General features: G+C 68.7%; 20 protein-coding genes. 12 read left to right on the top strand and 8 right to left on the bottom strand.

Features of this window, described 5'->3' with window-relative positions; translation table 11 throughout:
- Positions 1–102: 102 nt before the first annotated feature.
- Positions 103–882: a helix-turn-helix domain-containing protein gene (locus L3078_RS38255; protein WP_239758692.1), complete on the bottom strand. Its 780-nt coding sequence runs from the start codon at positions 880–882 to the stop codon at positions 103–105.
- A 197-nt stretch (positions 883–1,079) separates the two neighbouring features.
- Between L3078_RS38255 and L3078_RS38250 the strand changes: the two genes are divergently transcribed.
- Both L3078_RS38250 and L3078_RS38245 read left to right on the top strand, forming a co-directional pair.
- Positions 1,080–1,583 carry a glycine-rich domain-containing protein gene (locus L3078_RS38250; protein ID WP_239758690.1) on the top strand — a complete coding sequence of 168 codons (504 nt, stop codon included), beginning with the start codon at positions 1,080–1,082 and terminating at the stop codon, positions 1,581–1,583.
- Positions 1,584–1,657: 74 nt separating this feature from the next.
- Positions 1,658–2,287 carry a class I SAM-dependent methyltransferase gene (locus tag L3078_RS38245; protein ID WP_239758688.1) on the top strand — a complete coding sequence of 210 codons (630 nt, stop codon included), beginning with the start codon at positions 1,658–1,660 and terminating at the stop codon, positions 2,285–2,287.
- 490 nt (positions 2,288–2,777) lie between these two features.
- On the opposite strand, the gene L3078_RS38240 is transcribed toward L3078_RS38245, so the two are convergent.
- Complete coding sequence (locus L3078_RS38240; protein WP_239758687.1) at positions 2,778–3,050, bottom strand: GntR family transcriptional regulator; 273 nt, start codon at positions 3,048–3,050, stop codon at positions 2,778–2,780.
- Between the two features lie 577 nt (positions 3,051–3,627).
- On the opposite strand from L3078_RS38240, the gene L3078_RS38235 reads away from it, so the two are divergent.
- The gene (locus L3078_RS38235) at positions 3,628–3,984 is read left to right on the top strand and encodes a type II toxin-antitoxin system RelE/ParE family toxin (protein WP_239758685.1); all 357 of its coding nucleotides are present in this window, start codon (positions 3,628–3,630) and stop codon (positions 3,982–3,984) included.
- The gene (locus L3078_RS38230; protein ID WP_239758684.1) at positions 3,981–4,322 is read left to right on the top strand and encodes an XRE family transcriptional regulator; all 342 of its coding nucleotides are present in this window, start codon (positions 3,981–3,983) and stop codon (positions 4,320–4,322) included. The genes L3078_RS38235 and L3078_RS38230 overlap by 4 nt, the downstream gene beginning before the upstream one ends.
- 252 nt (positions 4,323–4,574) lie before the next feature.
- Here L3078_RS38230 and L3078_RS38225 read toward each other — a convergent pair whose 3' ends face one another.
- The 5 genes from L3078_RS38225 to L3078_RS38205 all read right to left on the bottom strand — a co-directional run bounded on the left by L3078_RS38225 (position 4,575) and on the right by L3078_RS38205 (position 11,305).
- Entirely contained in the window at positions 4,575–5,936 is a 1,362-nt protein-coding gene (locus L3078_RS38225) for an endonuclease domain-containing protein (protein WP_239758682.1), read from the bottom strand.
- A gap of 353 nt (positions 5,937–6,289) precedes the next feature.
- Positions 6,290–8,617: a DUF2786 domain-containing protein gene (locus L3078_RS38220; protein ID WP_239758680.1), complete on the bottom strand. Its 2,328-nt coding sequence runs from the start codon at positions 8,615–8,617 to the stop codon at positions 6,290–6,292.
- A gap of 186 nt (positions 8,618–8,803) precedes the next feature.
- A complete protein-coding gene (locus tag L3078_RS38215; protein WP_239758678.1) occupies positions 8,804–9,358 on the bottom strand; it encodes a hypothetical protein in 555 nt (184 codons plus the stop codon).
- Positions 9,355–10,815 carry a hypothetical protein gene (locus L3078_RS38210; RefSeq protein WP_239758676.1) on the bottom strand — a complete coding sequence of 487 codons (1,461 nt, stop codon included), beginning with the start codon at positions 10,813–10,815 and terminating at the stop codon, positions 9,355–9,357. The genes L3078_RS38215 and L3078_RS38210 overlap by 4 nt, the downstream gene beginning before the upstream one ends.
- 16 nt (positions 10,816–10,831) lie before the next feature.
- Entirely contained in the window at positions 10,832–11,305 is a 474-nt protein-coding gene (locus L3078_RS38205) for a hypothetical protein (protein WP_239758674.1), read from the bottom strand.
- Positions 11,306–11,518: 213 nt separating this feature from the next.
- Between L3078_RS38205 and L3078_RS38200 the strand changes: the two genes are divergently transcribed.
- The 8 genes from L3078_RS38200 to L3078_RS38165 all read left to right on the top strand — a co-directional run bounded on the left by L3078_RS38200 (position 11,519) and on the right by L3078_RS38165 (position 24,883).
- Positions 11,519–13,390 carry an ATP-dependent nuclease gene (locus tag L3078_RS38200; protein ID WP_239758672.1) on the top strand — a complete coding sequence of 624 codons (1,872 nt, stop codon included), beginning with the start codon at positions 11,519–11,521 and terminating at the stop codon, positions 13,388–13,390.
- Positions 13,387–15,294, top strand: coding sequence for a UvrD-helicase domain-containing protein (locus L3078_RS38195; RefSeq protein WP_239758670.1), 1,908 nt, complete (start codon positions 13,387–13,389; stop codon positions 15,292–15,294). Before L3078_RS38200 ends, L3078_RS38195 begins: the two co-directional genes overlap by 4 nt.
- A gap of 328 nt (positions 15,295–15,622) precedes the next feature.
- A complete protein-coding gene (locus L3078_RS38190; RefSeq protein ID WP_239758668.1) occupies positions 15,623–17,260 on the top strand; it encodes a hypothetical protein in 1,638 nt (545 codons plus the stop codon).
- A gap of 164 nt (positions 17,261–17,424) precedes the next feature.
- Positions 17,425–18,459 (top strand): PASTA domain-containing protein, encoded by a 1,035-nt coding sequence (locus L3078_RS38185; protein WP_239758666.1) that lies wholly within the window; start codon positions 17,425–17,427, stop codon positions 18,457–18,459.
- A 49-nt stretch (positions 18,460–18,508) separates the two neighbouring features.
- Entirely contained in the window at positions 18,509–19,525 is a 1,017-nt protein-coding gene (locus L3078_RS38180; protein WP_239758665.1) for an EcsC family protein, read from the top strand.
- 141 nt (positions 19,526–19,666) lie between these two features.
- Positions 19,667–21,475 (top strand): DUF4357 domain-containing protein, encoded by a 1,809-nt coding sequence (locus L3078_RS38175; RefSeq protein WP_239758664.1) that lies wholly within the window; start codon positions 19,667–19,669, stop codon positions 21,473–21,475.
- Positions 21,472–22,707: an McrC family protein gene (locus tag L3078_RS38170; RefSeq protein WP_239758663.1), complete on the top strand. Its 1,236-nt coding sequence runs from the start codon at positions 21,472–21,474 to the stop codon at positions 22,705–22,707. The genes L3078_RS38175 and L3078_RS38170 overlap by 4 nt, the downstream gene beginning before the upstream one ends.
- Before the next feature lie 40 nt (positions 22,708–22,747).
- The gene (locus tag L3078_RS38165; RefSeq protein ID WP_239758661.1) at positions 22,748–24,883 is read left to right on the top strand and encodes a UvrD-helicase domain-containing protein; all 2,136 of its coding nucleotides are present in this window, start codon (positions 22,748–22,750) and stop codon (positions 24,881–24,883) included.
- On the opposite strand, the gene L3078_RS38160 is transcribed toward L3078_RS38165, so the two are convergent.
- On the bottom strand, positions 24,867–26,534 hold the full coding sequence (locus L3078_RS38160; RefSeq protein ID WP_239758660.1) for an N-6 DNA methylase: 1,668 nt from the start codon (positions 26,532–26,534) through the stop codon (positions 24,867–24,869). The two genes, L3078_RS38165 and L3078_RS38160, sit on opposite strands and share 17 nt — an antisense overlap.
- Between the last annotated feature and the right edge of the window lie 284 nt (positions 26,535–26,818).

The following is a 26,818-nucleotide window of genomic DNA, read 5'->3' as shown; positions in this document are numbered from 1 at the left end:
GGACCAGGAGGATACGTACGTCCCCCACGCGTGGTGCTGACTGGCCGGATTCGAGACGGCTGATCTTGGACTGTTGTCCTGTGAGGGGAGCGCCCCGATCTCTCACTCCGGCGTGGTCGAATACCGCTCGATGCTCGCGCGGCCAGTCGACCGGTCGAGGAGGCGCAGCTCCCACGGGCCCGTGTTCACGTCGAAGTCCTTGCCGAACCCGACCCACTTGCCCGCCATACGTCGGCCCGTCGGCTCGACGAGTAGCTGAATCGCACCGTGATACCGGGCGCCCTGGTAGTACCCGTCGGCAGCCGTCTGCTCGATCCACGTACCAGTGACTACATTTCGATCAACGGTGAGGTCCAGAGACAACGGGCTGTCAGGGTTGGTTGACGCACCGGGCAGGCTCTGTGCTGTCAGCCGGTTGCCATGCTGGACGATCACGATGTGATGCTTGCAGTCGTACGTTTCGTCACGGCTGGACGAGTAGAACTCGTACCGGGACAGCCAGATCCCTGCGTAGTCACTCTGCGACTCTGGCTCTGGTTCCAGGCTCGCGACAGCATCCGCTGTGCCGGCTTCCCCAGCTTGCATGTCGTGGCCTCCTGTGCCGTCTGATTGGACGCGTGCCATTGGAATGGCGAACCCCAGTGACTCAGGGGCGCGCCCGGTGAACCGCTTCAGTGCCCGCGCATACAACGGGCGGCATGTCCTGGTCTCCCCGGACTCCCAGCGTTGCACGAGTCGCTTGGAGGCGTCGTTCGGTTCCCCCAACGCCTCGCCTGCGTCACGTAAACCTCGGGCGAACTCGTCTTGGCTCAAGTTCATCGACTTGCGTACGGAGGTCAGCACGTCGTTGGGGACTCGCGCACGCTCGGCCGTAGTCGTCATGATCCGAGGGTAGCCATGCCACACCCCTAATGACATCGCTTTGACGCCCTCCGGGTGACGCCGACACGACGCCCGAGAGACGCCTCGAACGTCGCCGCAATGGGCAAGGCCGATCCGGAACATGGTCGTCATGACCATCCGCACGGGTGGCATGACCTGAGCACCACGGACCCCCAACTACGTGGAGGCAAACCAGCATGAGTACGGCAGTAGTGATCCGCGACCCGAAGGCGTACGTCACACCTGACGTGTGGGAACGGGAGGTAGCCCTCCTCCTCCGCAACCCGGAGAACACGCGCGAACTCGCAGAGACCAAGTTCGGACAGGCCATCGCCTACCTGGTCACGTGCGGCGAGAACCCGGACCTTCTCATGAGCCCGTCCAAGCAGGTGGACGAGGCATGGCACTCGTTCATGCTCGACTCGATCCCGTACCACCACTTCACCAGCCGGCACTTCGGCCGGTACATCCACCACGTGCCGGAGCTCCCGGGATCGACGGCCGGTGTCCAGTGCGTCAGCGACGACGAGGCGAAGCAGGACGGGCACGACCGCAAGGGCGGCGGCGGCCCGCTCGTTCTGGAGCAGACGATCAAGGCCATCAAGGCGGCCGGGTTCGAGATCGACGCGGACCTGTGGGGCATGGCTGACTCGGCCGACTGCAACCAGTGCCACGCCGGATGCCACGATTCGCCCAAGTAGCAGCCGCTCGTGAGTGAGTTGGGGCCCGCTGCCGTACGTTGGGCGTGGGCCCCGCTCACCGGGAAGGATCACGCATGTCATTGGCTGAGTCCTGGGACAGGTACGCGGTCGAGAGCAAGCCACGAAGGACCGTCAACGCCAGGGGCGAGACGACCTGGCTGAACTGGACTCAGTACACCGATCACGGACCGGACGAGAACGTGCTGGGGCCCGTGGCCGGACGCCGGGTGCTGGAACTCGGCTCAGGGAGTGGCAGTAATCTCGCGCACCTGGTCACGCTCGGCGCAACAGGTCTAGGGGTGGACGTCGCTCCCCTCCGTGAAACGGTTGCGCGGGAGCGATGGAGCAGCCTGCCAGGCCTTGAGTTCCGTGCAGCGGAGGCGACTGAGTTCCTGAGCCAGACGGACGAGACATTCGATGTCGTGCTGTCGATCTTCGGTGCCGTGTGGTTCGTCGATCCGGACACCCTGGTCCCGCTGATCCGCTCGCAAATGGCGGCGGGCGGAGTCCTGGCGTTCTCGCACCTGCCTCCAGGCAGCCAGGGATCCCAGGCGGCCAGATCCGGGCTGCGGCAGGACCGTACACCGGAGGAGTGGAGGCGCATCCTGACGGGGCACGGCTTCTCTGACGTAACCGTGTCGCTGATTGAGCCGCCAGAGGGCATGGCCGCGGGCACGATGCTTGTCCGCGCGATGGCTCACTGATCGCGTTTGCCTTCCACGGGGCCCTGTACGCCAGCGCCCCTGACGCCTTTGCGTCAGGGGCCTGCCGGAATGTCTGTGCGCCTGCCTCAAGCACTCTGCCGACGGGCCGAGCACACCACGGCGCTGCGGCAGGCAAAGCCCAACGTCACCAGCAGCTCACCCCGGAAGCGACCCGCGTCCAACCCCGGATCGCCGGCGGGAAGCCTCGCCCACCCCTATCCACCCTGCTGATGGAAGTCCTCTCCGAGGCTGCCAGCCGACCGCCCACTCCCGGTGATCTCGCCATGACAGCCACGGGTCCGGCGCTGGACGGCATCAAGCCCCCGCTGCTGACCGAGGCAGCCTGCCGGGCCCTGGGGCGAACTCCACTCGACTGCCGCCTTGGTGTGCCCGCAGTCGCATCTGAACCAGGCGAGTGCCGTCCCGCCGAGGTCCACGTCGGCCCCTCCCCCACGGTCTCGCCAGTGCGGGCCGGGCCGTACACCGGACGTCAGTCTGCGGACCTGCTGCTCTCAGGCGCACTGGCGGGCGGCTGCTCAGCAACAAATGTTCCTCTCTGCGGAAGCGTGATCACCCATCCTTCGGAGCGCAGTAGCGCAACGGCCTGACGCGCGGTGTCCCTGGCAACGCCATAGTCAGCGACCATCCTCGACTCAGACGGGATCGGGTCCCTCGGTCGGAGTTCGCCGGACTCGATCTTGGCGCGGACAACTCGCGCCACCTGTTTGTAGATGGGCGTCGGATCGAAGCGATCAATTTCCATGACTAGGACGTTAGATACGTTCCATATGGTGCGCATATTGGCAACGTCGCAGACGTCCTAGACCCACGGGCCCGGTGTACGAGGCGTGCCGTCGGACGCGCGACATGCCCCGGCCCGGGGCCGTCGGTCTCCTGCCGATGCGGCGCTGCCCGCTCCCCTGCCACACGTCGAGGGTGAGCGGTGAACGCCGGAACCCGTCCCGAACCGGACAAGTCCCGCATGACCATCAGCACTTACCGCCTCGATGGCGACGGGCGCCGGGTCGGCGTGGCGGAGCCGACCGCGTACGCCCCCGGCACGGGCACACTCCCGCCGGTGTCCCTCGCTTGGCCCCCCTGCCGCTGCCCACACTGTCGGACCGGCCACGATCCACAAGGCCGGTAGCGGCTCCCACAGACAGGCCTTCGGGCGGCGTCCTGCGAGGCGCGCTGCCGTATCCCCCGTCCGGCCGTCGGGATGGCGGAGCACGGACGACGGCTCCCAGAGCGCGGTTCCGGGAGCCGTGCACTGCACGACCAAGGACCTCCAATTTATTACCCCTGCATGATATCATGCAGGGGTAATAAATGAGAGTGGTATGCCCTTCAAGATTGTCGTGGTGGAACCAGCAAGAAGCTGGTTGCACCATCTCCGTCAAACCGACAGGGGCACGCTGATCCAGATCACGCAGGCATTCAACGTTCTGCAGATCGAAGGCCCCGCCTTGGGGCGCCCTCTCGTTGACCGGATCACCGGCTCGGCCGTGCCGAACCTCAAGGAGCTACGGCCCGGCTCATCCGGAGCCAGCGAGGTGAGATTGTTGTTCGTGTTCGATCCCGAGCGGAACGCCGTGATCCTGGTCGGCGGCGACAAGGCCGGCAACTGGTCCGGGTGGTACCGGACGGCGATCAAGGAAGCGGAAGAGGCGTACACGGCGTACAGGGAGGAGTCATGAGCGTGAAGAAGCAGAGCACTGCGAACGCCGTCGACTGGGATGACCTCAAGGAAGAGTTCGACTTCTCCCCGGAGGAGAAGAAGGAGATCGAACAGGGCACCGCCGCGCTCCTGTCCGAAGTGCGCGCTTACCGCCTCGCCGAGGTCCGCAAGCGCCAGCACATGACGCAGACGGCGGTGGCCAAGATCCTCGGCGTCACCCAGGGGCGCGTCTCAGCCATCGAGAAGGGTGCGCTCAGCCGCTCCGAGGTCGACACGCTTGCCGCCTACGTCGAAGCCCTCGGCGGAAAGCTCAAGCTCGTGGCCGACTTCGGCGACGAATCGCTTGTGCTGGGGTAAGGCGAAGCGTCGCGCTGTCGGACGCGACGGGACTTCACCAAACCGGTCACCCGCACCACCGGCCTGCTGCGCAACCAGGGGAAGATCCCGCAGTCGGCCGTCCAAGTCCTGAGGGCTCTCTCAGGTCCGAACGGTCCCCGCGCGAGTGCCAACCCAGTGCCAGCAGCCTGAGGCCATCGAGCGCATGGGCAAGCACCGTGAACCGCCCCGGCCCCGGGGTGACGTGGGGATGTCAGGTCTCCCGGTGCCCGCTCAGAACAGTGCCAGGCCCTCGCCACTGGTGTCCGCGATGACTGGCCGGGGCTGGGCGGGGAGGCCGTCCACGCGGTCAGGACCGGCCGCGGCGGCCACGGCAGGGGCCGTCTCGGCCAGCCAGCTGCGAAACCGCTCGGCGGCTTCGCGGTAGGGGACTCGCGCCAGGACACGGTGCTCGCCGGAGGGGCAGCAGTCGACGGCGACCGTGAGCAGGCAGGAACGGGGCGTGTTCTGACTGCCCGTCCAGGACACGCGCAGGACACCGCACGGCGTGCGCCCGCGCGGGGCCCGGTGGGTCGGGCGCAGCGATCGGCAGGCTATGTGGGCCGTCCATGCGGCGAGGTGTGGCAGAGGCAGGGTGGTGCGGGCGCGGCAGCCGGGGCAGCGGTGCCAGTGGCGGAGCCAGTCGTCGGTGCCGGTGTGGAAGAAGCGGGTGTAGCGGTTCGCCACCCGGATGTCGTTGCTGTACAGGTGGTCGGGACGTTCCAGTGTGTTGCAGGACTGGCAGACGGGGGCGCGGACGTAGCCGTGTTCGTGGCAGTGGTCGAGGACTGCGGCGGGCGCGTCGCGGCAGACGGCGCACGCCCAACCGGCCACCCTGCGGGAGGTACCGGGCTTCCTGCTGAGCACCGAGTACAGCTGACCTTCCAGCTCCGCGTTGTACGGGCGTGGTGCGGCGGTGGGGCCCTCGGGACTCGCCGTCTGCCGGCCGTCGGCGTCTCGCCGGCCGTCGGCGTCATGGGCCCGTCGGGGGTGGGAGGGCGGCTCGGTGGCGGCGGCGCCTGCCCGGCGGGTCCGTGCCGCTTGCACCCACTGCGCTTCGGCGTGCTCGGCCGCGTCGAGCAGCCTGACCACGGCGCGCGGCAGCCACCACGTCCGCTGCGTCCCGTCGCGGGTCCGCTCCACGAGCAGCTGTCGCCAGTCGATGCCCGCCAGATGGTACGGCCGGCCGAGGTCACGTCGTGCTGCCCGCTCGGGGCCGCCCAACTCCCGCAGTTCCCCCGTGATGCGCCGGCGCCAACGTAGCGGCGTCTCCTCGTCGCACTCCTGCGTCGGCGCCCCACGAAACGGACCGATGCGGACCAGGTCCTGCCGATCCATCCCCACCGCGTTCAGTTCCGCGGCCGCCCGGCGCACCTCACTCTCCGGGACACTCCACCGACCACCGCTCGCCCTCACCGTCGCCACCACATGCCCGCCGAGCAGGACGTACCCCACCCGGGCATGGGCAGGAGAGCGGGTGAATGCCCCAGAAGCCGTCGGCACAGCGCTGTCGGCCGTCAGATCGACCCACAGAGTGTCCGCGGCACCCAGGGTGATCAGGCCGCCCGCGCGACCGGGCATGGCACGCTCTGACATACCGACAGGCTAACGGCGCCGACGCGGCAACGGGCTTCCGAGCACCGACCGTTGGGGCCAGGAGCCGTACCCGCCAAGCGGCAGGACCGCCCGGACCGACATCGGCAGCCCCGAAGTGAGGAGGCGGTCACGCCCAGAGGGCGCTCCAGGTGCGCGGCCCCGAGGACCTGTTGGGCGTCATTCGCGTCCTCGGCGTCGACACCCGTGTCACAGCGGAGCAGGCGACGGCGTGGATCGGTTCAGTACTGCGCTGCCCCACCACAGGCTTCCCGGTCGGCGACAGCGGCCTCAGTGGTGTGTGGGCCGAGGTCTTCCCCGGCCCACGGGCCTTCCGGATCACTCGACGCGGGAGTTCAGTACGCGAGTTGCGTGAGCTGGTCCTCCTCGTCGGAGTCGAAGGCCGGACCCCCGATGTCGGCCTCCCGCCCGTCGGCGACCCCTTGCCAGTAGCCGGTGCCCTTGAACTTCGTCGGACGCGCTTTGCTCAGCTTCGGGTACCGCGCGTCAAGCTGCGCCTGCACCACCGTCGTGCGGTCGGCGAGCACGAGGGCCACGCTGCGCCCGCCGGACAACTGCTCCTCGTCCGCGCCGGCTTCCTCCTCGGCGGCGGCCCTCGCGGCCTGCTGGGCGGCGGCGATCCGGGCCGTCACCTCGCGGATGAAGCCGAGCATCCAGGACCGCTTGTAGGCGCGGGCGTCCTCGCCCGCAGGGCGGTGTCGGCGGTCCGCCCGGTCCGCGCCTTCCAGCATCTGCAGGCGGAGGCTCGCGAACAGCACCTCGGTGGCCTGCAGGTCGGTCTCGAAGCCGAAGAGGTGGACACGGTGGCGGTTGTCCTTGCCGCCGGGGTACACGGACCGGCATCGCATCTCGTAACCGATCCTGGCGAGCAGCCGGCGCCCTTCCTTGACGTAGGGCGGGTACAGATCGACGATCCGGTCCACGGGCCGCTCGGGCTCGGTCACGGCGTCGTCGAGCATGGCCTGCTCGATGCCGTACTTGGCCATGAGCTCGGTGGCCTTGTCCAGGTAGGCGCGGGCCTCCTCCTCGGTGGCCCCGCTGTTCTCCGCCTTCCGCAGCAGTGACCTGACCTTGATGAGCAGTGACTCCGGCAGCGCCTCGCGTGCGCGCCCTGGGACGTTCGGAGTCACACCGGAGTCGGGCGACGTACGGTCGTCGTCGGCGCGCGTACGGCCGTCCGCCGCGTCGCTCTCATCCGTGTCGTCCTCGTCCTCCCGGGCGATCAGGTCGGCCAGATCCTCCGGGTCTGGGACCAGGTCCGACAGGACTTCGAGCGCCCAGCGCCGCCAGGCGACGGTGTCGTCCTCGCGGACCTGCGCCCGGACAGAACGCAGCCGCTGGAAGCGTCCGTCACCCAATGGCGTCAGAAACTCCAGCCGCGCGTGGCCGAGTTGAGCGACGGCGAGCAGCGCGCACAGGTCGAAGGCACTGTCCGGGGCGTAGTCGATCTCGATGCCGGGTGCGGGATACCACTCCTCGTGCGCGTCCCCCGAGCCCTCGAATCCGAACAGGTCGGACAGCAGGCTCTGGGGCTCCGCGCCGGTCCTGACCTGGAGGACCGACCTCGCCGGCTTCCCCGAGTAGGCCAGCGCCGCCGCCCGTTCCTCCCGGGAGGTGACGACCCGGTACCAGACCGGGACCGTGCCGAGCATGCCGTGCCAGGTCTTCTCGCCCAGCTCGTCGCGTACGCGCGCCTGCTGTTCGACGTCCGCGCTCAGCCGGTCGTCCCGCCAGGCCTCCGCGTCCGGCTGTTCCGACGCGTCGAGGAACGCGTCCAGGTAGTCGGCGGCGGAGCGCCGCGCGCCGTGCCTGCTGTCGCCCAGCAGGGCACGCTCGCACGCGGAGAGAGCGTCGACGACCGGCTGGAGTACGAGCGACATGTATCGCTTGACGGCTTCGGACAGCTCCGCGAGGAACGCCCGGATGGCTTCCGATCCCCTGGCCTGCTGCCTGCGGCGCCACGCTTCGAGCTGTTCCACGCACGCCTGCTGCTCGGCCAGCCACATCAGGTGCCCGGCGCCCTGGAGATGCTCCTCCCGCAGCAGAACGGCGTCCTGGACGCCGGCGGCCGTGTCGGGAGCGTCCAGCACCGCCCGCACCAGCAGCCGTACCGGCTCGGGTTCGTCGGCGAAGAACTCCGCGGGCGTGACGAGCCGCCGCCCGTGGCGGCGCGGCGCACGCTCCGGCCAGTCGATGTCCCCCACCCCCGGGATGTCCGCCGACCAGCGGACCCGCCATTCCGCACGAGCACGTGACAGATCGTCAGTGGCGGGCTGGTTCCACCTCCACCGCCACAGCAGCATCTCCTCCCAGCCCTCGGCGTTCCACGACCAGAGAGCGGGCTCACCGCTGGTCGCGAGCTGGGACCGGAGTTCGCGTACGGCTCCCTCCAGGTCGTACAGGTGCCCCCTGGGGATCAACCGCTCCAACCAGCGGACCGTCTCGGCCACGGGCTGGGCTCGCGCCTCGTCCGCGGCGACCCGCGCGACCGTCACCGCGGCGACCAGGTTCCGGTCGCCGAGATCGGTGGGAAGTAACTCGTGCAGCCGGGGTTCGGCGGTCTCCAACAGGGCGGCGAGGTCCCCGGCCCTGATCTCCAACCAGTCCCCTCGCGCCTGCCGGAACTCCTGCTCCGACAGCCCGTCCGTACCGCTCACCGTCATGTGATCCCCTCCCGGATACGAGAGGACATCCTAGGAAGGCCGACCGGGGGCAGGCGAAGCAGGGCTGTCGGCCCGGCAGCCTCCGTGCAGGAGTGTTCCGACGCCCGGGGGCGACCGCCTCACCCCCGCGACCACCGCGACGATGTACGACGAGGAGTCGGGCGGAATGTCACCGAGGCCGGCCTGTCAGTCGACTGCCCTGAGGTAGACCCGGCTTTCGCTGCCGTCCAGCCTGTGCACCGCGATCGTCAGGGAGTTCACGTCACCGGCACACGGGGCACAGACCTGCCCTTCGCGCACGTCCGGCAGCGACTCCGGTTCGGGGAGCCCGAGGTGGGAGAAGGGAGTCATGGGCTTCGCGACGCTCTCGCGGGGCTCGTCGCGCAGCCTCAGCTCCCTCTCGGGACCGAGCTGTTCCACGAAGGCGTCCACGCCGGAGGTGGGGAGGGTGAAGACCAGCAGCAGCCCGTCGTCCTGGAAGCCGTTCTGACGTGCGGCACGCTTGTCGGTGGCCTTGGGCGGAAGGTCGATGTTCAGCTGCCGGCTGACCGTCGTCGGGGTGGCCTTGTCGTCCCATTCCGGAACCCCACCCGTCCGGTCGGCCGCGCCGGACTCGGCCGCACCCGATTCGGCCGTGGCCGAACAGGCGGTGAGGGCCGGGCCGGTCAGGCAGAGGGCGGCTACCGCTCCGGCGGCGAGGACGACACGCTTTCCGCGGGGCCGGTGGAGGGGGCGCGTCATCGGGCGTCCCCGTTCCGCCCCGGATCGCTGCGCGTCCCGTCCCGTCCCGGGGCCTCGGGGGCGGGCAAGCCGCCGTTCGAACTCAGGTCGTGGTGTTGCACCGATCCGCTGCCTCGCATGTCGAACTCTCTGGCCAGACCTGTGGTGTGCAGCCGGGCCATGTCGGCATCGGTCACCTCGGTCGGACCGATGGGGGTTGTCTTGCCGGGGTCCCAGTTGTACCGGTCCCACACATTCACCTGGTAGTCGAGACTGATTTTGGGCTCGCCGTTCTCGCCCGGCACGACCGTGACCGTGCCCGTCGTGTTCGTCATGCCGCTGCCGACGGCCAGGTACCAGTTGCGGTCGCTGTGGGTGTAGCCCTGCGGCGGGGTCTCCACCGGGAACGCCACGGGCTGCCCACCCGACTTCTCGAACTCGGCGAGCGCCTGCTCGCGCCACCTCTCCTGCTCGTCCTGGATGGCGTACTCAGCTGTCTGCCGCAACATCGCGTCGTCCGTGAACATCCGGTCCACGTCCAGGTCCACCGGGGTTCCGAGCCCGCGCAGATAGTGATCCATGTGGGAGGCGGCATCGGTGTTCCCGACGAAGTCGCCGGCGTTGGACATCGCCACCGCCTGGGTCTGGATCCACTGGTCGCGTGCGGTGGGGGACTCGACGCCGTACGCACCCGCCCCCGAGTCCGCGGCGATGCGCTTCGATGCGGGCATGAGGAGCCCGGCGGCGAGAAGGTCGTCCCTATGTCCCGCCCACAACTGCCCCCGCGCCTCCGGGCTCAACGACTGCCACAGCCGCCGCAGTTCCGCTCGCTGCTGGGCGTTCGCGTCCTCACCGAGCGAGGCGAGCTTCATCGCCCGCGGCAGCTGGTCCTCGTCGAGCGAGGTGTACGTGGCGTGGCCGGCGTTGTGCGGGTCACCGCCGTGGGACTTGCGCAGGGCTCGGGTGACCGCGGCGTCGATCTCGGCGGCGTGGGCGACCAGGCCCGTGAGGGTGTCGGCGTACCACTGCATCCTGTCCTTCGTGCGCTGTGAGGTTCCCTCCACGTCGCACACCGCCTCGATCACCTTCACCGTTCCGTTCCCACCGTCCATCACGAGCAGGGCCGGTTCGGCGTCGGGGTGGGGACCCGCACCCCCCTTACGGGCCTCCTCGGTCAGGGCCTTGGCACGCTTCTGGATCTGCGAGAGCTCGGCGTGGGCGTCGGCGAGCACGTTGTGAACGCTCTGCGCCTCCTTGAAAAGATCGTCGAACTCCTTTGCGGCACTGCGCACGAAGTCCTTGGTGACCGTGGCGTTGACGCCCTGCCAACGGGCCCCTTCGGACTTCTTCAGCAGTCCGTCCCTGGCCTCGGTCCGCAGCCTGGCCAGGTGCCCGACCATCGTCTCCCAGTCGGTCACGGCCGTGTTCAGCCTGCCGAGGTCCAACGCGATGAGATCGGAATAGGTGAGCGCGCCCATCGTGTGCGACCTCCCGTCAGCGCACGTACTTGGAGATCTCGGAAACCGGCATGGCGGTCCCGTCCCGGCCTCGGATGGCGGCCGCGATCGCCGCGTCCTCGTTGCCGTGCAGCTTCTTCGAGTAGTCGAGGTGGTTCGAGATGTGCGCGCACATCTGCAGGACCGTCTTCACCTGCGAGTCCCACACCGACAGCGTGGTGTACAGCTCGCCGCCCATGGTCATGTTCCGCTCCGCGAACTCCCGGGCCGCCCGCGCGGTCGACCCTTCTCCGTTCTTGTCGGCGCCCGCACCCACGATGTCCGCTTTCTCGTGCAGCTCTCCGTGGAGCAGGAACGCCTCATGACCGACCGCCCCGAGATCGTCCTGCGTGACCACCAGATCCTTGCCGGCACCGGCGGATCCCGGCTCCAGCTGGTTGAGCCGCATCCCCACGGGCTGACGCTGCTGTGCCTCCGCGACCAGCCGCGCCCACTCTTCACCGAACGTCATCGTCTCCCCCGTTTCCGCTCGCCGCCTCCCTCGCCACGTTAGCAACTGTTCAGATCATGAACGGAGTTGCCGACGTCGCACGAGAAAGTACGTTGACGTCGCTAACACGATGATGCCATGCTCATACTGCACACAAATTTCTGACGTGCCGTCATGTCCGTGCCGCCATGCCTCGATCGACCCGCCGCTCGCCCTCGCCTCCGGAGAACGCCCATGTATCTCGAACGACTTCACCTGCGCGGGTTCCGATCGGCCGCGGACACCACCGTCTCCTTCCAGCCGGGCGTCACCGTCCTGGTGGGCGAGAACAACGCGGGCAAGTCCAACGTGATGGACGCGATCCGGCTTCTGACGCTCCCGCTGGACGTCAAGGGAGGCGGGCTGTATCCGGACCGGGACGACCTGCACCGCGACAGCTGCGCGAAGGACGAGCATGGCGAGCACTGCCGGACCACGATCGAGCTGTCCGCCCGCTACCGGTCCACCGTCGAAGGCGATCTGGACCGGTTCAGTCAGGCATTCGACCAGGACGGGCAGAGCGCTGGTTACCACCTGACCATCACCCCTCCGCCCACCGGATTCCGGCGGGCCACGCTGTCCTGGCAGGCCGGGGACGGCGCTACGACCGACCACGACCCCGAGCCGAAGGCCCGCGAAGGCATCCGCCATCTCTACCTCCCACCTCTGCGTGACGCACAGCGTGAGCTCGCCTCCAGCAGCGGCGGGCGCATCCAACTCGTCATCGAGCGCCTTCTCCAGGACAACGCCGTACGAGAAACCTTTCTCCAGGACGTCGGTAAGCAGTTCGAGGCCGTGGAAGCGATCCAGCCGCTCCCCGACGCCGTCAAGGCCGTACGCAAGCGGCTCACCCGGCTCACGGAAGGCGCCCACGCGCAGACGGCCGATCTCGGGTTCGCGGACGCGTCCATCAGTTCCATCGCGCGCGGACTGCGACTCCGCATGGAGCAGGCCGGGCTCGACCCGCGCGACCTCGGCGAATCCGGCCTCGGCTACGCGAACCTCCTGTACATGGCCACCGTGCTCACCCAGCTCCAGGACGCGGCCGAAGCCGACCTCACAGTGCTCCTGGTGGAAGAGCCCGAAGCCCATCTGCATCCACAGCTCCAGACCATCCTGCTCAACCACCTCGCGGAGGAGGCCGAAGCGAGCCGTCGACGGCAGCCCGAGCCCGGCAGTCCCTGGCTCGGCAGGATCCAGGTGATCGTCACCACTCACTCGCCGCACGTGGCCACGGCCGTCGACCCGCGGAACCTGGTCGTTCTGCAGCGCCGACCGTGGAAGGCCCCGTCGGCCACCGACGGTTCGCGGACCACCACCGCCCGGCACCGGCCGTCGTACGAGACCACGGCGGTCGCCGTGGACCGCCTCGGGCTGGACCGACGCGATCACCACAAGGTCCGCAGCTATCTCAACGCGACCCGCAGCACACTCCTGTTCGGGCAGCGGGTCCTGCTCGTGGAGGGCATCGCGGAAGCGATTCTGCTGCCCGAGTTCGCGCGGCTCACTCTTACCGACGAGGGTCTGCAGCGGTTCCACGGGACGGCGCTCGTGCCGATCGACGGCGTCGACTTCGAGCCGTACCTGCGTGTTCTCCTGTACCCGGACAGCGAGAGCGGGCACCGGATAGCCCGGCGCGTGGCCGTGATCACGGACGGGGACGACGGCGACCGGACCGCCCAGGGCAGGATCCGGAAGCTCGACGCGCTCCTCACGTCATCGAGCGCGCACGGCCTGGCCAAGGTCTTCCACAACGAGTTCACCCTGGAGCCCGAGATCCTCCGGGCCGGCGGGCCCAACCGGGAACTCCTCGTCAGTGCCTGGAAGGAGCAGCGCCCACAAGGCTGGATCGACGACTGGAAAGGGGTCGGGAGCGGTCCCCTCGACGTACAGGCGAAGGCTTTCGCCGAGCTGTTGAGGGAGAAGAAGAGCAAGATCCGCAAGGGAGACCTCGCGCAGGCTCTGCTCGCCGAAGCGGCGGTCAGACCGGACGGTGCCCCGCCGCTCGTCGTCCCCTCGTACCTGCGCGAAGCTCTACTGTGGATCACCGAGGAGCCTGCCCGATGACCGACCTGACAGACCTCGTGACAGACCTGACAGACCTCGATGTGCCGAGCCTGCGAGAGATCACCGTTCTGCGGGCCGAAGCCGAAGCAGCGCAGCGCGCCCTCGTGGACCTGAACACCGAGCCGGGGCGCGTGATGAACGCGCAGGCGTGTCCGGGCGCGGGCAAGACCCGAAGCGTCGTCGAACGCCACCTCGACCGGCCTGTCCCACCGGGGCGGGGACGAGCCGTCCTCTCCTTCACCAAGGTGGCCGGCTCCGAGGTCAGGAAGCGGTGTGTACGGGCCGGCCGCCCCGAGCTGACGCAGTTCCCCCACTACATCGGCACCTTCGACACCTTCGTCTGGCGTCACCTCGTCCGGCCGTACCTGCGCCCGACGGAAAAGAAGACCTGGCATCGCCTGGAGTCCTGGGACGACCATCCACAGGCCCGCCGCGAGGGCGTGACCCTGGACGATTTCGTGTTCCACTACGCGGAGCACGAGGCCGTACGCCTCGTGCGGCCCGCCCTCAGGCCGGGAGGCCTGCCGCACAGGCTGCGCAACGACGAGAAGGCGGCGGCACGTCTGACCTCCTGGGCGGGGCGGGCCATGCGCGAGCTGTGGCAGGCGGGATACCTGTCCGGCGATCAGCTGCGCGACATGGCCCACTCGCTGCTGACCCGCGGCAGCCGCCGGGAGCGCATCGCACGCGTGCTGAACACGCGGTTCGCCGAGATCGTCATCGACGAAGCGCAGGACTGCTCCGACGACGACCTGATCCTCGTGGACCTGATCCGTGCCGCAGGTGTCCCCCTGCTGCTCGTTGGAGACCCCGACCAGAGCATCTACGGCTTCCGTGACCACCATCGACGCGCGGGAGGCGACCGCACCCGACTGGGCTTCACCACCGAGCCGGACCACCGACTGAGCCACAACTGGCGCAGTACGCAGGTCATTTGCGACCTCGCCCACACCTTGCGCACCTCCGACGCTCCACGCGACGTCGCCACCGGCCCCCACCACGCCGAGACGGCACCGGTCCTCCTCATCCCCACCACGGACCGTACGGACACCGAGTGGATCGGCGACTTCAACCGGGAAGCGACGCGGCTCGGCATCCCGCCGCAGGAACGTCTGGTCGTGGCGCACCGCCGCTCCCTCCTGCCGAAGGCGATGACCGGGACACGGACCGTGCCGACGGCCAAGCTCGACCGCCTGATCTGGGCGACGGCCGTGCTGCGCTCCCCGGCGGCGGCCACGCGTCAGCGGGAGCTCGCGGGACGGACCCTGCGTGAGGCCGTGCTGGACCACTGGCACGGTGTGGCACCGGACGAGCCGGAACCGGTCGGGCTCTCCCGCCACCACCTCACCGGCGGCGAACTCCGTATCGTCCAGCAGACGTTGTTGCGGAAGTTTCCCCCACTGAGCATCCCGCCCCGTGACTGGAGCCGTGCGGCGTGCCAGGCCCTCCGGGAGGAGGCCGTTCGCCTCGGCATGGAGCCGAAGACCACGGGCGCGTACCGCTGCACGCGTCCCAGGGCCGAGGCGTGGGAGCTTGTGGGATTCGGCGATCCGCAATCCGCGCGAACCGCCGTCGGCCGCGCGGGTACCGTACACGCGGTGAAGGGCCAGGAAGCCGACGCCGTCCTGATCATCGTCCCGCCGGTCGGCAAGGCGAAGGAGGACGATCGCCGCTCGGACCTGCTGATCAAGGCATGGACGACAGGTGCCGCGGCCCAAAGCACCCCCGAGACCGCCGAAGCGCTGCGCGTCCTGTACGTCGCCGTCACCCGGGCCCGACGCCTCGTCGCCCTCGCCCTGAGCGACACCCATGTGCTCGCGGTGAAAGCATTCCTCACCGAACGGGCCACCCCTCACCGAGCCCTGCACGACAACATCGGGGAACAGACCATGTTCCCGTGGTGACGTCGCCGTGGGATCGGAGCCCGGACACTCCTCGGGCCGATACCCACAACCGCCGGCACCTCGCGACCCAGGTGCGTTCCGGACAGAACGCTCGAACAGGCGTACACAATCCCACCGTCGCGACTTCTCCAAGTCTGTTGACGACGCTAACAAGCTACCGTCATGCTCGGATCACAACGGCTCAATGTCCCCGCGTCACCTTGGGGCCCCCGCCGCACAGTGAAGGGCTTCCAGGGCCCCACCGTGCGGAGGAAGCCGGAGAAAACCCCGGCGAAGTCATGCACGACGTGATCGACCCCGAGCAACCGCACGCATGAGGAGCTCATTGATGGACGCCCGCCGCTACCGCATGGTGGTTACCAGCCGTACCGGTTACGTGCGGACCGGTGCTCTGGTCGACGAGCAGCTGCGCCACTGGCTCACTCAACCGCCCAAGCGCTACAACGTCGCCGCACTGGCCGAAGGTCGTAACGAGATAGCCCGCGGAGTCACACTCGACCACGACTCCGTCACGGGTGTCACCGGCGCATACGGACGATGGCGGCTCCGGGAGACCGCGCCCGGCGGCACCTGGCAGACCACCGTCGTGACACGGCAGATCGCCGACGGGCCGACCTGGGTCCAGCTCGACGTCGAGCACCTCCCCGACGACGCCGACGCGGCCCCCGTCCCCGCCAAGACACCCCGGCTCGCAAGACATTTGCTGGAGGCACTCGACACACACGACGGCCTGGCGGACGTGACGCCCATGCCCCAAGTCGTCGAGGCGGAGGATGTCGAGGCGGTCATAGACGAATTGTGCGACGCCGACCGACGCCTCCCCGTCGTCATGGCGAGCACGCCGCACGACGTCGACTTCGACGCCTGGCTGGAGGGGACGATCGACCCACTCGTCCGGCCCCTGGTGGGATTGGCGATCCTCTACGTGCTCACCCCAGGGGCCGAGTCGGTCTTCAACCGGGCGATGGAACATCACCGCGTGTACAACGGGGGGATCCGCACCTACCTGCCCGGCGTCGACCCGGCCTGGCCGGCCGACGGCCAGCGGCATCGTGTGATGTCGAAACGGCTGATCACGGAGAACCCTCGCCTGGCCGCCCGTCTCCTGAACCAGCTCCCGCAGGGACTCGCCACCCGTCTGCCGCTGCCCGACGCTCTGGATTCCGTGCCACTCATGCGCACACGGGCCAGGGACGGGATCGGCGGCTCCGAACAGGAGCGGCTGCGCGACGAGAACGACGCCCTGCACGAGATCCTGGAAGAGGCGGCACGCGAACAGCGTGTCAGAGCGGACGAGATCCGTGACCTCAAGCGGGAACTGCGTCAGGCGGAGAACAACGAGGCCCAGGTCGTCGTCGACTACGACGAGCAGTACAAGGAACTCCACCGGGCCAAGGCCCAGATACGGGAACTGCAGAAGGAACTGCTGAGGCTGGGCGCCGCCGAGCAGGCGTACAGGACGGTGGACCCGTCGGTGGACGCGCCCACATCCTTCGCCGAGATCCTGGACCGGATCGAGGGCATGCGACGCGTTCACTTCAGCGGCCGGCGCAAGTACACCTTGGAACTCGATGACCAGGCCTACGGTTCGTCCTGGGTCCGCATGGCCTGGGACTCCCTGCTGGCACTTCAGGACTTCGCGGAAGCCGTCGCGAACGGCAAGGCGAACAGCGACTTCAAGCAGTGGTGTGCGGACGCGCCCGAGGGAGCCCACGTGATCTCGCCCCGCAAGGTCGTCAGAGACGAGTCGAAGTCCGTCAAGGCGAACGGCGACTGGAGCCGGGCACGCACGTTCCCCGTACCCCGCCACGTGCATCCGGACGGCAAGCTGTTCATGGGTGCCCACCTGCGGATCGGCGGAGGCAACACCATCGCGCCGCGTCTGCACTACTACGACGGAGCCTGTACCGATCACGGAATCTACGTCGGTTACATGGGCCCGCATCTGAACAACACCCTGACCTGACGCGACCCACCCGCCACGACCCCGCGCCCCGGCTGGTCATCGGACCCCGGACCACACGAGTCCACGCCCGGCCGCACCACATCCGTACCAGAGGAGCACAGCGCCACGTGAACCCTTACAACGCCCCAGCCCCACCCCGCCCTTGGTGGAGGGCCACACCCGCCGTGCTCGGCATCCTCGCCCTCGTCGCTCTGCTCGGCGCGTTCAGCTTCGGGCTCGGCTTCGTCGTGATGATCGCCGCCATGGTGGCGGTCTGGGTGCTGCCGAAGTGGCCCTGGTTCGCCAAGCTGGGCGCGACGTTCGGGGCCTTCGTGCTGCTGTCGGTCGGCGCGGGCCTGGGCGGGCAGCTCGATGAGAGCGGAACGAAGCAGCCCGACGCCAAGGCACGGGACGACGGAGGGGTGAACGCCGAGGCCGCGTCGTCCCCGACCCCGGCGAAGGCCCTCAAGGCCGCCGACCACACCGGGAAGCCACTGGACGAGGCGGAGAAGGACGCACGTTCCGCAGGGTTCACCACCAGCTCCCACGACGCTGCCGAGGACGACCGCTCGATCATGATGCGGTCCCTGTGGACGGTGTGCTTCCAGAAGGCCGACACCACCGCGAAGAGCATCAACTTCGCTGCCGTCAAGAACGACGAACCGTGCCCCGAGAAGGACGGCGGCCCGCTCCCGTGGCCGAAGATGCCGGGTGTCGTCGGTGCCACCTACACCACAGCGGCCAAGGATCTGAAGCAGGCCGGCATCGATCTCGACAGCGTCACGCTCGACGACGTCTACCTCGACCTCGACGCGCCCACCGCCGAGGAGGCCGCCGAGGACGGCGACGAGTGGCGGGTGTGCTTCCAGTCCCCGGACGAGGGGGCCGAGGTCACCTCCACCACCACGATCAGCCTCGACCTGGGCCGGTGGACCGACGCCGACCTCGTCCAGGACTGCCCCAAGGCCAAGGACACGACCTACAAGATCCCGGCCAACGATCCCGACTACGAGAACGACAACAACACCGGAAGGGAGGACAGTTCGACTGGTGGCGGCTCCACGTCCTCATCCGGCGGCTCCACCGGAGGCGGTGGCGTCGGCACCGTCCACCCCGGCTCGTACTGCTCTCCGCAAGGCGCGACCGGCGTCACCACGAAGGGCACCCCCATGGTCTGCGGCCCCGGCTCGGACGGCCGCAACCGCTGGCGCTCCTCCTGACCAGCCCCATCTGTCCTTCACGAAATTCGACCGCTGATGGAGAACTCCAATGAGCACCGACACCGACCCGCTCGTCGACGACGACGCGACCCCGATGAGCACGTACGAGGAGCAGGTATGGGAGACGCTCAACGAGCACTGGGAGCGCCGCAACAACCGTCGCGGTCTGCCCAATTGGGCGAGCAACGCGCTCGGTCGCGCCGGTGAGGCCGCGGGAAACGCGGCGAGACGGGTTACGGACGCTGTGCCAGAGGCGGTCACGGAACCGATCCGTCGCGCGGGCGGCGCGGTCGCCGACAAGGCCATGCGCCCGGCGCTCGCAGGCGCGGCAGCGTTGCTCGAACTGGTCAACGACTTGGCCATGGACCTGAACGATCCCAAGAGCGTCGAGAAGCTCGCCCGCAAGCAAGGCCTCGAACTCGACAGTTTCGCCGAACTGCGGCAGCAGGATCTCAGGTTCTGCGACCGGCTTCTGACCCGGAACTCCCTCAAGTGGCGCACCGCCGGCGCGTTCGAAGGTGGGGCCATGGGTCTGCTGGCCATGGTCCCCGTCGCCGGTATACCCGTCGCGATGACAGCGGACATCCTCGTCATCCAGGTCCTGAGCACGTCGATCGCCTCGCGCATCGCGTACTCCTACGGCTACGACGCCAAAGACCCAGCTGAGCAGATCTTCATCCAACGCCTGGTCCACCAGTCGTTCATGGCACAGGCGGCCAAGGCCGAGCCGCTGCGAGAGACCGCGATGGCAGCGAACGCGATCAAGGGACGCGTGAGGTGGTCGAACAAACTTCGCCAGGACCACCGCCTCCTGGCCGCCCTTGAGAAACTGATGCAGCAGCTCGGCCCGGCCGGCTCCAAGGTGCCGGTCAAGAACGTCGCCAAGGTCGTGCCGTTCGTGGGCGTCCTTATCGGCGCCGGCATGAATGCCGCAGTCCTCGGCAGGGTGGCCGCCGAGGCCCAGCGGTACTGCCAGACCCGATTCCTGTGTGACAAGTACGGGATGCCGCTGCCGGCCGCACTGGCGACCCACCAGGACGACGACCCCCCGACCGATCCGACGTAGGTGATGGCCGCCGGGTCCACGAACGCCTGTACCACTCGCGCGTCAGGTACGAAGCCGGCGGAGTGTGTCCGGAGAGGGCTGTCAGTCCCGGCCAGTACGCTGCAGGCAAGATCGGAGCGGTGGGTATTGAGGGGGATTTCCATGGGCGACGAGTCTCCGGAGTTCCGGCTGAGGTTGCCGAACGGCAGGATGGTGGCCCGGGGGCGGCTGCTGGCGGAGAAGGGCGCGAAGGGAAGCCGGAAGTTCGTCGTACTGGCGGGTTCGCCGGTCCGCGCCAACATCGTTCCGTCGTTCGCCGCGCGGAGGCCACCGTCGTACTACACGCGGCAGCAGCTGATCGACACAGGGGTGATCCGCAGGTCCGAGCGTTGGGCCGGTTGTCTGGAGACCGTGTCGGACATCGAGTGCACCTCGCCGTCGGCAGCCGCGGAAATCCTCATGGGATGCAGCGTCAACGGGTGGGGGGTGTGGAAGTCCGCCGACGGCCGCTCGCTCATCGAGTTCCTCGGACAGTCGTCGGCCGTCCCCAACCGGCCGTGGCTGGTACGCGGCTCGAACGTCACCGGGCTCGACCTGGTCAAGCGCCTCTGGATCCCGGAGGGACTCGTCACCCTCGCCGCCTCCCGTCTGCGCCAGGGCCTCCGGCAGGGCATCGGGAAGGACGAGCTGCGCACCCTGGTCCAGGAGGACTACGAGTCGACGGCCACCTACAGCCAGCAGCAGCAACTCGTCGAGGACGTGCACGCCTTCCTGTCCCGGATGAAGCCGGGCGACACGGTGTGCACCATCTCCGGAGGGCACCTGTACGTCGGTGAGATCACCGGCGAGCCGGAGCAGACTCAGTCGGACGACCGGCGGTCCAATCTGCGGCGGCCGGTGGAGTGGCAGCCGACGGGGCACTCCTACGACGAACTTCCGGAAGAGCTCCAGCAGAAGCTGTCCGTCCAGCATGACGTCGTCGACCTCACCATGGTTCAGGCCCACATCGAAGGCCTTGGCCTGACCGACCAGGAACTGGTCGAGGAGGCGGAGGCCATAGAGCGGGACCCCAGCCTGGAGATCCCGGCCCTCACCGCCCGGCGCGAGCTGGAGCTGCCCGAGCCGACGCACGAGCTGGCCGACGAGCTTCTCGTGCACGAGACGGAGTGGCTGCGTGAGGTGCGCGATCTGCTGTGGGACGAGCGGCAGTTGGTGCTGTACGGGCCGCCGGGCACCGGAAAGACGTATCTGGCGCTGAAGCTGGCCGAGTTCCTCGGCGGCGGGCCCGAGCAGGTCAAGCTCGTGCAGTTCCATCCCTCGTACGCCTATGAGGACTTCTTCGAGGGGTTCCGGCCGCAGGAAGACTCACAGACGAGGGAGGTCGCGTTCCGTCTCACCGCCGGACCGCTGCGGGAACTCGCCGACCTCGCCTCCCGCGAGGGCAACCGGCACATCCCGCACTTCCTGATCATCGACGAGATCAACCGCGCCAACCTGGCGAAGGTCTTCGGCGAGCTGTACTTCCTGCTGGAGTACCGCAACAAGTCGGTGCGGCTGACGTACTCCGGCGACGACTTCGCCCTGCCGTCGAACCTGTTCGTCATCGGCACGATGAACACCGCTGACCGCTCGATCGCCCTTGTGGACGCGGCGATGCGGCGCCGGTTCGCGTTCGTGGAGCTGTCGCCGCGAACCGAACCGACAAGCGGTCTGCTGCGCCGCTGGCTGGAGAAGGAGGGCAGGAACACCGAGCCCGCCGACCTGCTCGACGTACTCAACTCCCGTATCGACGACGCGGACTTCCGCATAGGACCGTCCTATCTGATGAAGAAGGGTGTCTACCGGGAGGGTGGTCTGGAGCGGACCTGGCGGACGAAGATCCTGCCGCTGCTGGAAGAGCACCACTACGGGGAGGGCCTGGACATCGAGAAGCGGTACGGGCTGGCCGCGCTGCGGGAGTCGCTCGGGTGACCGCCATCGCGGAATCCGTGAACTCCGTGGCGCCCGTCGAGCTGGTGGAGCACGCGCCGGCCGTCCGCCGTGCCCTTCCCGACCCTGTCGGTCGGGCGCTGGCCGACGCCGAGATCGTGGAGGCGACCCGCGACCCGTACTCGCCCGGGCACTGGTCGCTGCGGGCGGGCAGCAAGGTCGGGGCGGTGACGGTCACTGTCCCGGGTGGCGCGCCGCTCACCGTGCGCGTCACGTCCAAGGTGCCCATCGTCCGTCTCTTCTTCCTGCTGGGCTACAGCCTCGATCGCAAGAGCAGTTGGCGGGACGGGGAGGTCGAGATCGCCGAGCACCGCGACCTGGTGCCCGCGCTCGCCCACGCTGTGGAACGGCAGGTCGACCGATCACTGCGGCGAGGACTGCTGCAGGGGTACAAGGCAACGGAAGAAACCGCTCTCGTCATACGGGGACGGCTTCGGGAGGCCGAGCAGATACGGCGCCGCTTCGGGGCGACACTGCCGGTGGAGGTGGCGTACGACGAGTTCACCACCGACATCGCGGAGAACCGCATCCTGCGTACAGCCGTCGAGCGTCTCCTGCGGCTGCCCGGTGTCCCGCACGAGGTACGCCGCAGGCTGCTGCACCAGCGGATCCGGTTGGCCGACGTGACCGCGATCGTACGTGGGAAGCCGATCCCCAACTGGCAGCCGACTCGTCTCAACGCCCGGTACCACCATGCACTGCACCTCGCCCGCGCGGTCCTGGACGGCGTCTCCGCCGAGCACGCGCCCGGAGGGCTCCGCGTCGACGGGTTCATGTTCGACATGAACAAACTCTTCGAGGACTTCGTGACCGTCGCGCTGCGGGACGCCTGTTGCGGCACCGGGCACACGGCCCGGCTCCAGGACCCGCACCACCTCGACGAGGCGGCCGCGATCCGCATGAAACCCGACTTCGTGCTCTACGGGCCGGACGGCACCCCGTGTGCCGTCGTGGACGCCAAGTACAAGGCGGAGAAACGCGGAGGCTATCCCGACGACGACCTCTACCAGATGCTGGCGTACTGCACCGCGCTGGGCCTTCGAGAGGGACATCTCGTGTATGCGAAGGGCAACGCCGCGCACGCGGCCCACACCGTGCGGCACGCCGGCATCGTCATCCACCAACACGCGCTCGACCTGGACCAGGAGCCCTCCGGTGTACTCACGGACATCGAGCAGATCGCACTCCGACTGGTGAACACACCGCGCGTATGATCGACTGCGGAGTGTCCGTCCAGGGTGGGGAGTTCACCTCGTGCCGCAGCTCGCGTTCGCCAACAGTTTCTGGGAGAGCTACGACCTCCTGGAGAAGCCCGTCAGGGCCGGCGTGCGCAAGGCGATGCAGAAGTTCCAGCAGCTCACCGTGGCCGAACTGCACGCGGACAAGGGACTGCACCTGGAGTCCGTGGAGAACGCCCGCGACCGGCGCATGCGGACGATCCGCGTCAACGACTTCTGGCGGGGCGTGGTCCTCGCCCCGGACGACGGCAGCGATGTCTTCCTGCTGGTCAACGTCGTCCGGCATGACGACGCCTACACATGGGCGGCCAAACGCCTGTACACGACGAACTCCGCGACGCGGGCGCTGGAAGTCCGCAACGTGGCCGCCATCGAGCAGCTGACCCCGGCGCTGGAGAAGGCGGCGGCCGCCGCGCCCTCACTGCTGTTCGCGAAGTACTCCGACACCGTGCTGCGTGAGCTGGGCATCGACGACCAGGTCATGAGGGCTGTACGGACCATCGTCGACAAAGCGCAGCTGGAGGCGTTCGGCACACTGCTGCCCGAGGACCAGTTCGAGGCGCTGCAGTATCTCGCGGAGGGGTTCAGCGCCGAGGATGTGTACCGGGACGTGGTGGCCGTGCGGCGACCGGTCGACGCCGCTCCCGACCCGGACGAGAGCCTCGCCGTCGCCATCGCCAACACCACCAGCCGCATCACCCTGGTCACCGGCCCGCAGGAACTCTCCGACATCCTGGAGAAGCCGTTCGCGGCCTGGCGGGTGTTCCTGCACCCGTCGCAGCGCCGAGTCGCCTATCGGGTGTCGTACGGCGGGCCGGTCCAGGTAACCGGTGGTCCGGGCACGGGCAAGACGGTCGCGGCACTGCACCGGGTCAAACACCTCCTCGCCCGTTCCCCCGACACCCGCGTCCTGCTCACCACCTTCACCAATGCGCTGGCCTCCTCCCTGCGCGAGAGCCTGTCCCTGCTCCTCGACGGCGACGTCTCGCTGCTCGACCGGGTGGACGTGACCACGGTCAACGCCTACGCGCACGGTGTGGTGACCCGCCACGACGGCAGGGCTCCTTCTCCCGTCAACGACCGGGAGGAACGGCAGCTGTGGGAACGCGTCGTCAAGAAACTCGGCCTACCGTGGACCGAACAGTTCCTGGCGCAGGAATACCGGCACGTCGTCCTTGCTCAGGATCTGCGAACCCTGGACGCCTACCGCGCCGCCTCCCGGCGCGGTCGCGGCAGCGCGCTGCCGTCCGCGCGACGGGACCAGCTCTGGCCCGCCGTCCAACTTTTCGAGTCGATGCTGCGCGAGCAGCGAGCCACGACGCATCTGGGGGTGTGCTCGCGTGCGGCAGAGCTGTTGAGCGGCTCGGCTCCCACCCATGACCACGTCGTGGTCGACGAGGCGCAGGATTTGCACCCCGCCCAGTGGCGAGTACTGCGTGGCGCGGTGGCACCCGGCCCTGACGATCTGTTCCTCACGGGCGATCCCCATCAACGCATCTACGACTCGAAGGTGTCGCTCGGTTCGCTGGGCATCCGGGTGACCGGGCGCGCCCATCGCCTCCGCATCAACTACCGCAGCACGGAGGAGATCCTCGCCTGGTCGACCGGCATTCTCAGCCCGGTGACCATCGACGACCTGGGCGGCGACGGCAGCGACAGCCTCGCCGGTTACCGCTCACTGCTGCACGGCCACCGACCGCACACCGACGGGTACGGCTCCGAGCAGGCGGAGGTCGCGGCTCTCGTCGACCGCGTCCAGGCATGGATCTCGCAGGGCGTCCGACCGTCCGAGATCGGCGTGTGCGCCCGTTTCAACGTCCTCCTCGACAAGGTCCACGACAAGCTCGCCGCGTCCCGGGTGCCGGTGGTCCGGGTCCGGGACGACCCCGGGCCGGGCGTGGAGGGTGTACGGCTCGCCACGATGCACGCCATGAAGGGATTGGAGTTCCGCTGTGTCGCCGTCCTGGGGGTGACCGCGAGCGCCGTACCGTTCGCCCGCGAGGTGACACCCGCTTCCGTGGACGCGTTGCAGCACGATTCGGATCTGCTGCGGGAGCGGTGCCTGCTTTTCGTGGCATGTACGCGAGCGCGGGAAGCACTGGCTGTCTCCTGGAGCGGGGTCGGCAGCCCGTTCCTCAACCCCGCGGGGTGAGAGCTCCGTTGCCCAACCCGTCCCGTGCCAGCGCCGCCGCCTCCCGGCTCAGCTCGGTCACCCGCCGCGCCCGCTCCTCGAACTCCTGGAGGGCTCGGAAGACGGCTCCGAACCGGCGTTGTTGGGCGATGTCCATCTGTGGGACACGGGCGCCCTTGCCATCGAGTCGGAAGGTGCCGCTCGCGCTCGTCGAGCGCCGGGTGTTCACCGCGCTGCGCAGAAAGCCCTGTAGGTAGTCGGTGTCGAGGTGCTCACTGACAGAGACCGGCTCCGGACGTTCCGGACCGCCGTACTCGACAAGACCGGCGCGTGCGAGGTCCGCGACGCTGACGGAGGGGCCGTCCAGGACGCCGGGATCCTCCCCCGCGGCCAACGCCGGCAACAGCTCGGCCAGCAACCGAACTTGTTCCGTCAACTCCTGTCGCAAATTTTCGTATTCAGACGCGTAGTTACGGTGTGACTCCTCGACATGGCGGCCGGGAGTAAGGTCCACCGTGTCGTCCAACAGGTCGATCAGCGGCACGTCCGCGGCTTGGCCGGGCCCTGGTTCCAACGTGCCGTCGGGATCGTTCGCGGTCAGGTCGACCATGCGCACAGTTCCCCCGGTGTCGCCGAGGGTTCGAGGGCGACGCAGGTGCCACAGGTGGACGGGCAGCGCGTGCGAGGAAGCGGTGCCAGGCGCAAGGGCGGTGATCTGGGTGAGAATGCCGCGCCGTACGAGCTCGGCACGGATGCGACGGCCGGCCTTGCGGTAGGCCACCGAGGCCGGCATGACCATCAGCACGCGGCCACCGGGCGCGGTGTGCGCGTAGGCGTGTTGCAGCCAGGCGAGCTCGCCTTCGGCACGTGAGGGGGTGCCGAGCTCCCAGCGAGAGTCGAGCAGCAGTTCCTCACGGCCCCAGTCCGTGTCGCCGACCGGCGGGTCACAGACGACGAGATCGGCCTTGAGGTCGGCCCAGCGGTCGTCCCGCAGGGAGTCACCGGTGGCGATGTCCACCCCGCCGCGTCCGGCCAGGTCGACACGCGATTGGGCGAAGGAGGCGCTGCGGGCGTCGGACTCCTGGCCATAGCGCCTTGGCCCGCGCTCCGGGCCGACGGCCAACAACAGTGTGCCGATACCGCAGGCCGGGTCGAAGAGCGTCGTGTCCGCCGACACCTCACCGGCGCAGTGGCGAACGGCACGGACCACGCGCGGTGACGTGACCTGATCCGATCCGGCCCTGCGTACCGAGTCGGTGAAGCGTTCGGCGAGCGCGTCGACGACCTCGGCGGCCGATCCCTGCGCTGCCAGTTCCCGCGCCAACCGGACGGCCTCGTCCGGCAGCCCGGTCGGCACCTCCGCGTCGGAGTGGGCGAGGAGCTGGGCGACGTCGGCGAGAGCCCCGACCATCTCGTCTCCGTACGCTCCGCGCAACGCCTGCCACAGTTGGACCTCCGCCGACACCTGCTGCCCCTTGCGCTGGCTGTCCAGCCAGGCCTGCACCTCGGCCAGATCGAAAAGCGGGCTGTTGACTCCACCACCCGCGGGCGCGGGGAAGTCGTCGTACCGCCGCCTCCAGTTGGATACGGCGGCACGGGTGACGCCTGCGAGCCTGGCGATCTCAGCGCCCGTGACCAGTGCGTTGACGGGAGCCGCAGGGGTGTCTGACATACCTGCCACCGTACACAGCGCAGCCGGACGACATCAATGAAGAACATTGTTGACGGCGTCAACGAGACACAGCAGTTTAGTTGCACACGCGCTGTGAATGAGCCCTCACTCGTTGAGTGGGGCCTCGAACAAGCGAGCTGCCCCTCGTCGTCGCTCTTCGCGCATTCCGGTGAACCCTCCGGACCAGGCGCGGCGTCCTCCACCCCTCCCCGTCCTCACGCAGCTCTGCCGTCGGCTTCTCCTTCCCGTCGGCCGTGGTGTCGTCCCTCCGCGCGGGGAGCACA

Origin of the sequence: Streptomyces deccanensis, assembly GCF_022385335.1 — a bacterium.
Classification (GTDB): Bacteria; Actinomycetota; Actinomycetes; order Streptomycetales; family Streptomycetaceae; genus Streptomyces; species Streptomyces deccanensis.
The sequence above is the reverse complement of the archived record's forward strand: the minus strand, read 5'-3'. Positions and strand labels throughout refer to the sequence as shown.

What these genes read in the sequence shown, in the direction of transcription:
- L3078_RS38255 (WP_239758692.1), bottom strand. Translation starts at nt 882, where the DNA reads ATGACGACTACGGCCGAGCGTGCGCGAGTCCCCAACGACGTGCTGACC.
- L3078_RS38250 (WP_239758690.1), top strand. Translation starts at nt 1,080, where the DNA reads ATGAGTACGGCAGTAGTGATCCGCGACCCGAAGGCGTACGTCACACCT.
- L3078_RS38245 (WP_239758688.1), top strand. Translation starts at nt 1,658, where the DNA reads ATGTCATTGGCTGAGTCCTGGGACAGGTACGCGGTCGAGAGCAAGCCA.
- L3078_RS38240 (WP_239758687.1), bottom strand. Translation starts at nt 3,050, where the DNA reads ATGGAAATTGATCGCTTCGATCCGACGCCCATCTACAAACAGGTGGCG.
- L3078_RS38235 (WP_239758685.1), top strand. Translation starts at nt 3,628, where the DNA reads ATGCCCTTCAAGATTGTCGTGGTGGAACCAGCAAGAAGCTGGTTGCAC.
- L3078_RS38230 (WP_239758684.1), top strand. Translation starts at nt 3,981, where the DNA reads ATGAGCGTGAAGAAGCAGAGCACTGCGAACGCCGTCGACTGGGATGAC.
- L3078_RS38225 (WP_239758682.1), bottom strand. Translation starts at nt 5,936, where the DNA reads ATGTCAGAGCGTGCCATGCCCGGTCGCGCGGGCGGCCTGATCACCCTG.
- L3078_RS38220 (WP_239758680.1), bottom strand. Translation starts at nt 8,617, where the DNA reads ATGACGGTGAGCGGTACGGACGGGCTGTCGGAGCAGGAGTTCCGGCAG.
- L3078_RS38215 (WP_239758678.1), bottom strand. Translation starts at nt 9,358, where the DNA reads ATGACGCGCCCCCTCCACCGGCCCCGCGGAAAGCGTGTCGTCCTCGCC.
- L3078_RS38210 (WP_239758676.1), bottom strand. Translation starts at nt 10,815, where the DNA reads ATGGGCGCGCTCACCTATTCCGATCTCATCGCGTTGGACCTCGGCAGG.
- L3078_RS38205 (WP_239758674.1), bottom strand. Translation starts at nt 11,305, where the DNA reads ATGACGTTCGGTGAAGAGTGGGCGCGGCTGGTCGCGGAGGCACAGCAG.
- L3078_RS38200 (WP_239758672.1), top strand. Translation starts at nt 11,519, where the DNA reads ATGTATCTCGAACGACTTCACCTGCGCGGGTTCCGATCGGCCGCGGAC.
- L3078_RS38195 (WP_239758670.1), top strand. Translation starts at nt 13,387, where the DNA reads ATGACCGACCTGACAGACCTCGTGACAGACCTGACAGACCTCGATGTG.
- L3078_RS38190 (WP_239758668.1), top strand. Translation starts at nt 15,623, where the DNA reads ATGGACGCCCGCCGCTACCGCATGGTGGTTACCAGCCGTACCGGTTAC.
- L3078_RS38180 (WP_239758665.1), top strand. Translation starts at nt 18,509, where the DNA reads ATGAGCACCGACACCGACCCGCTCGTCGACGACGACGCGACCCCGATG.
- L3078_RS38175 (WP_239758664.1), top strand. Translation starts at nt 19,667, where the DNA reads ATGGGCGACGAGTCTCCGGAGTTCCGGCTGAGGTTGCCGAACGGCAGG.
- L3078_RS38160 (WP_239758660.1), bottom strand. Translation starts at nt 26,534, where the DNA reads ATGTCAGACACCCCTGCGGCTCCCGTCAACGCACTGGTCACGGGCGCT.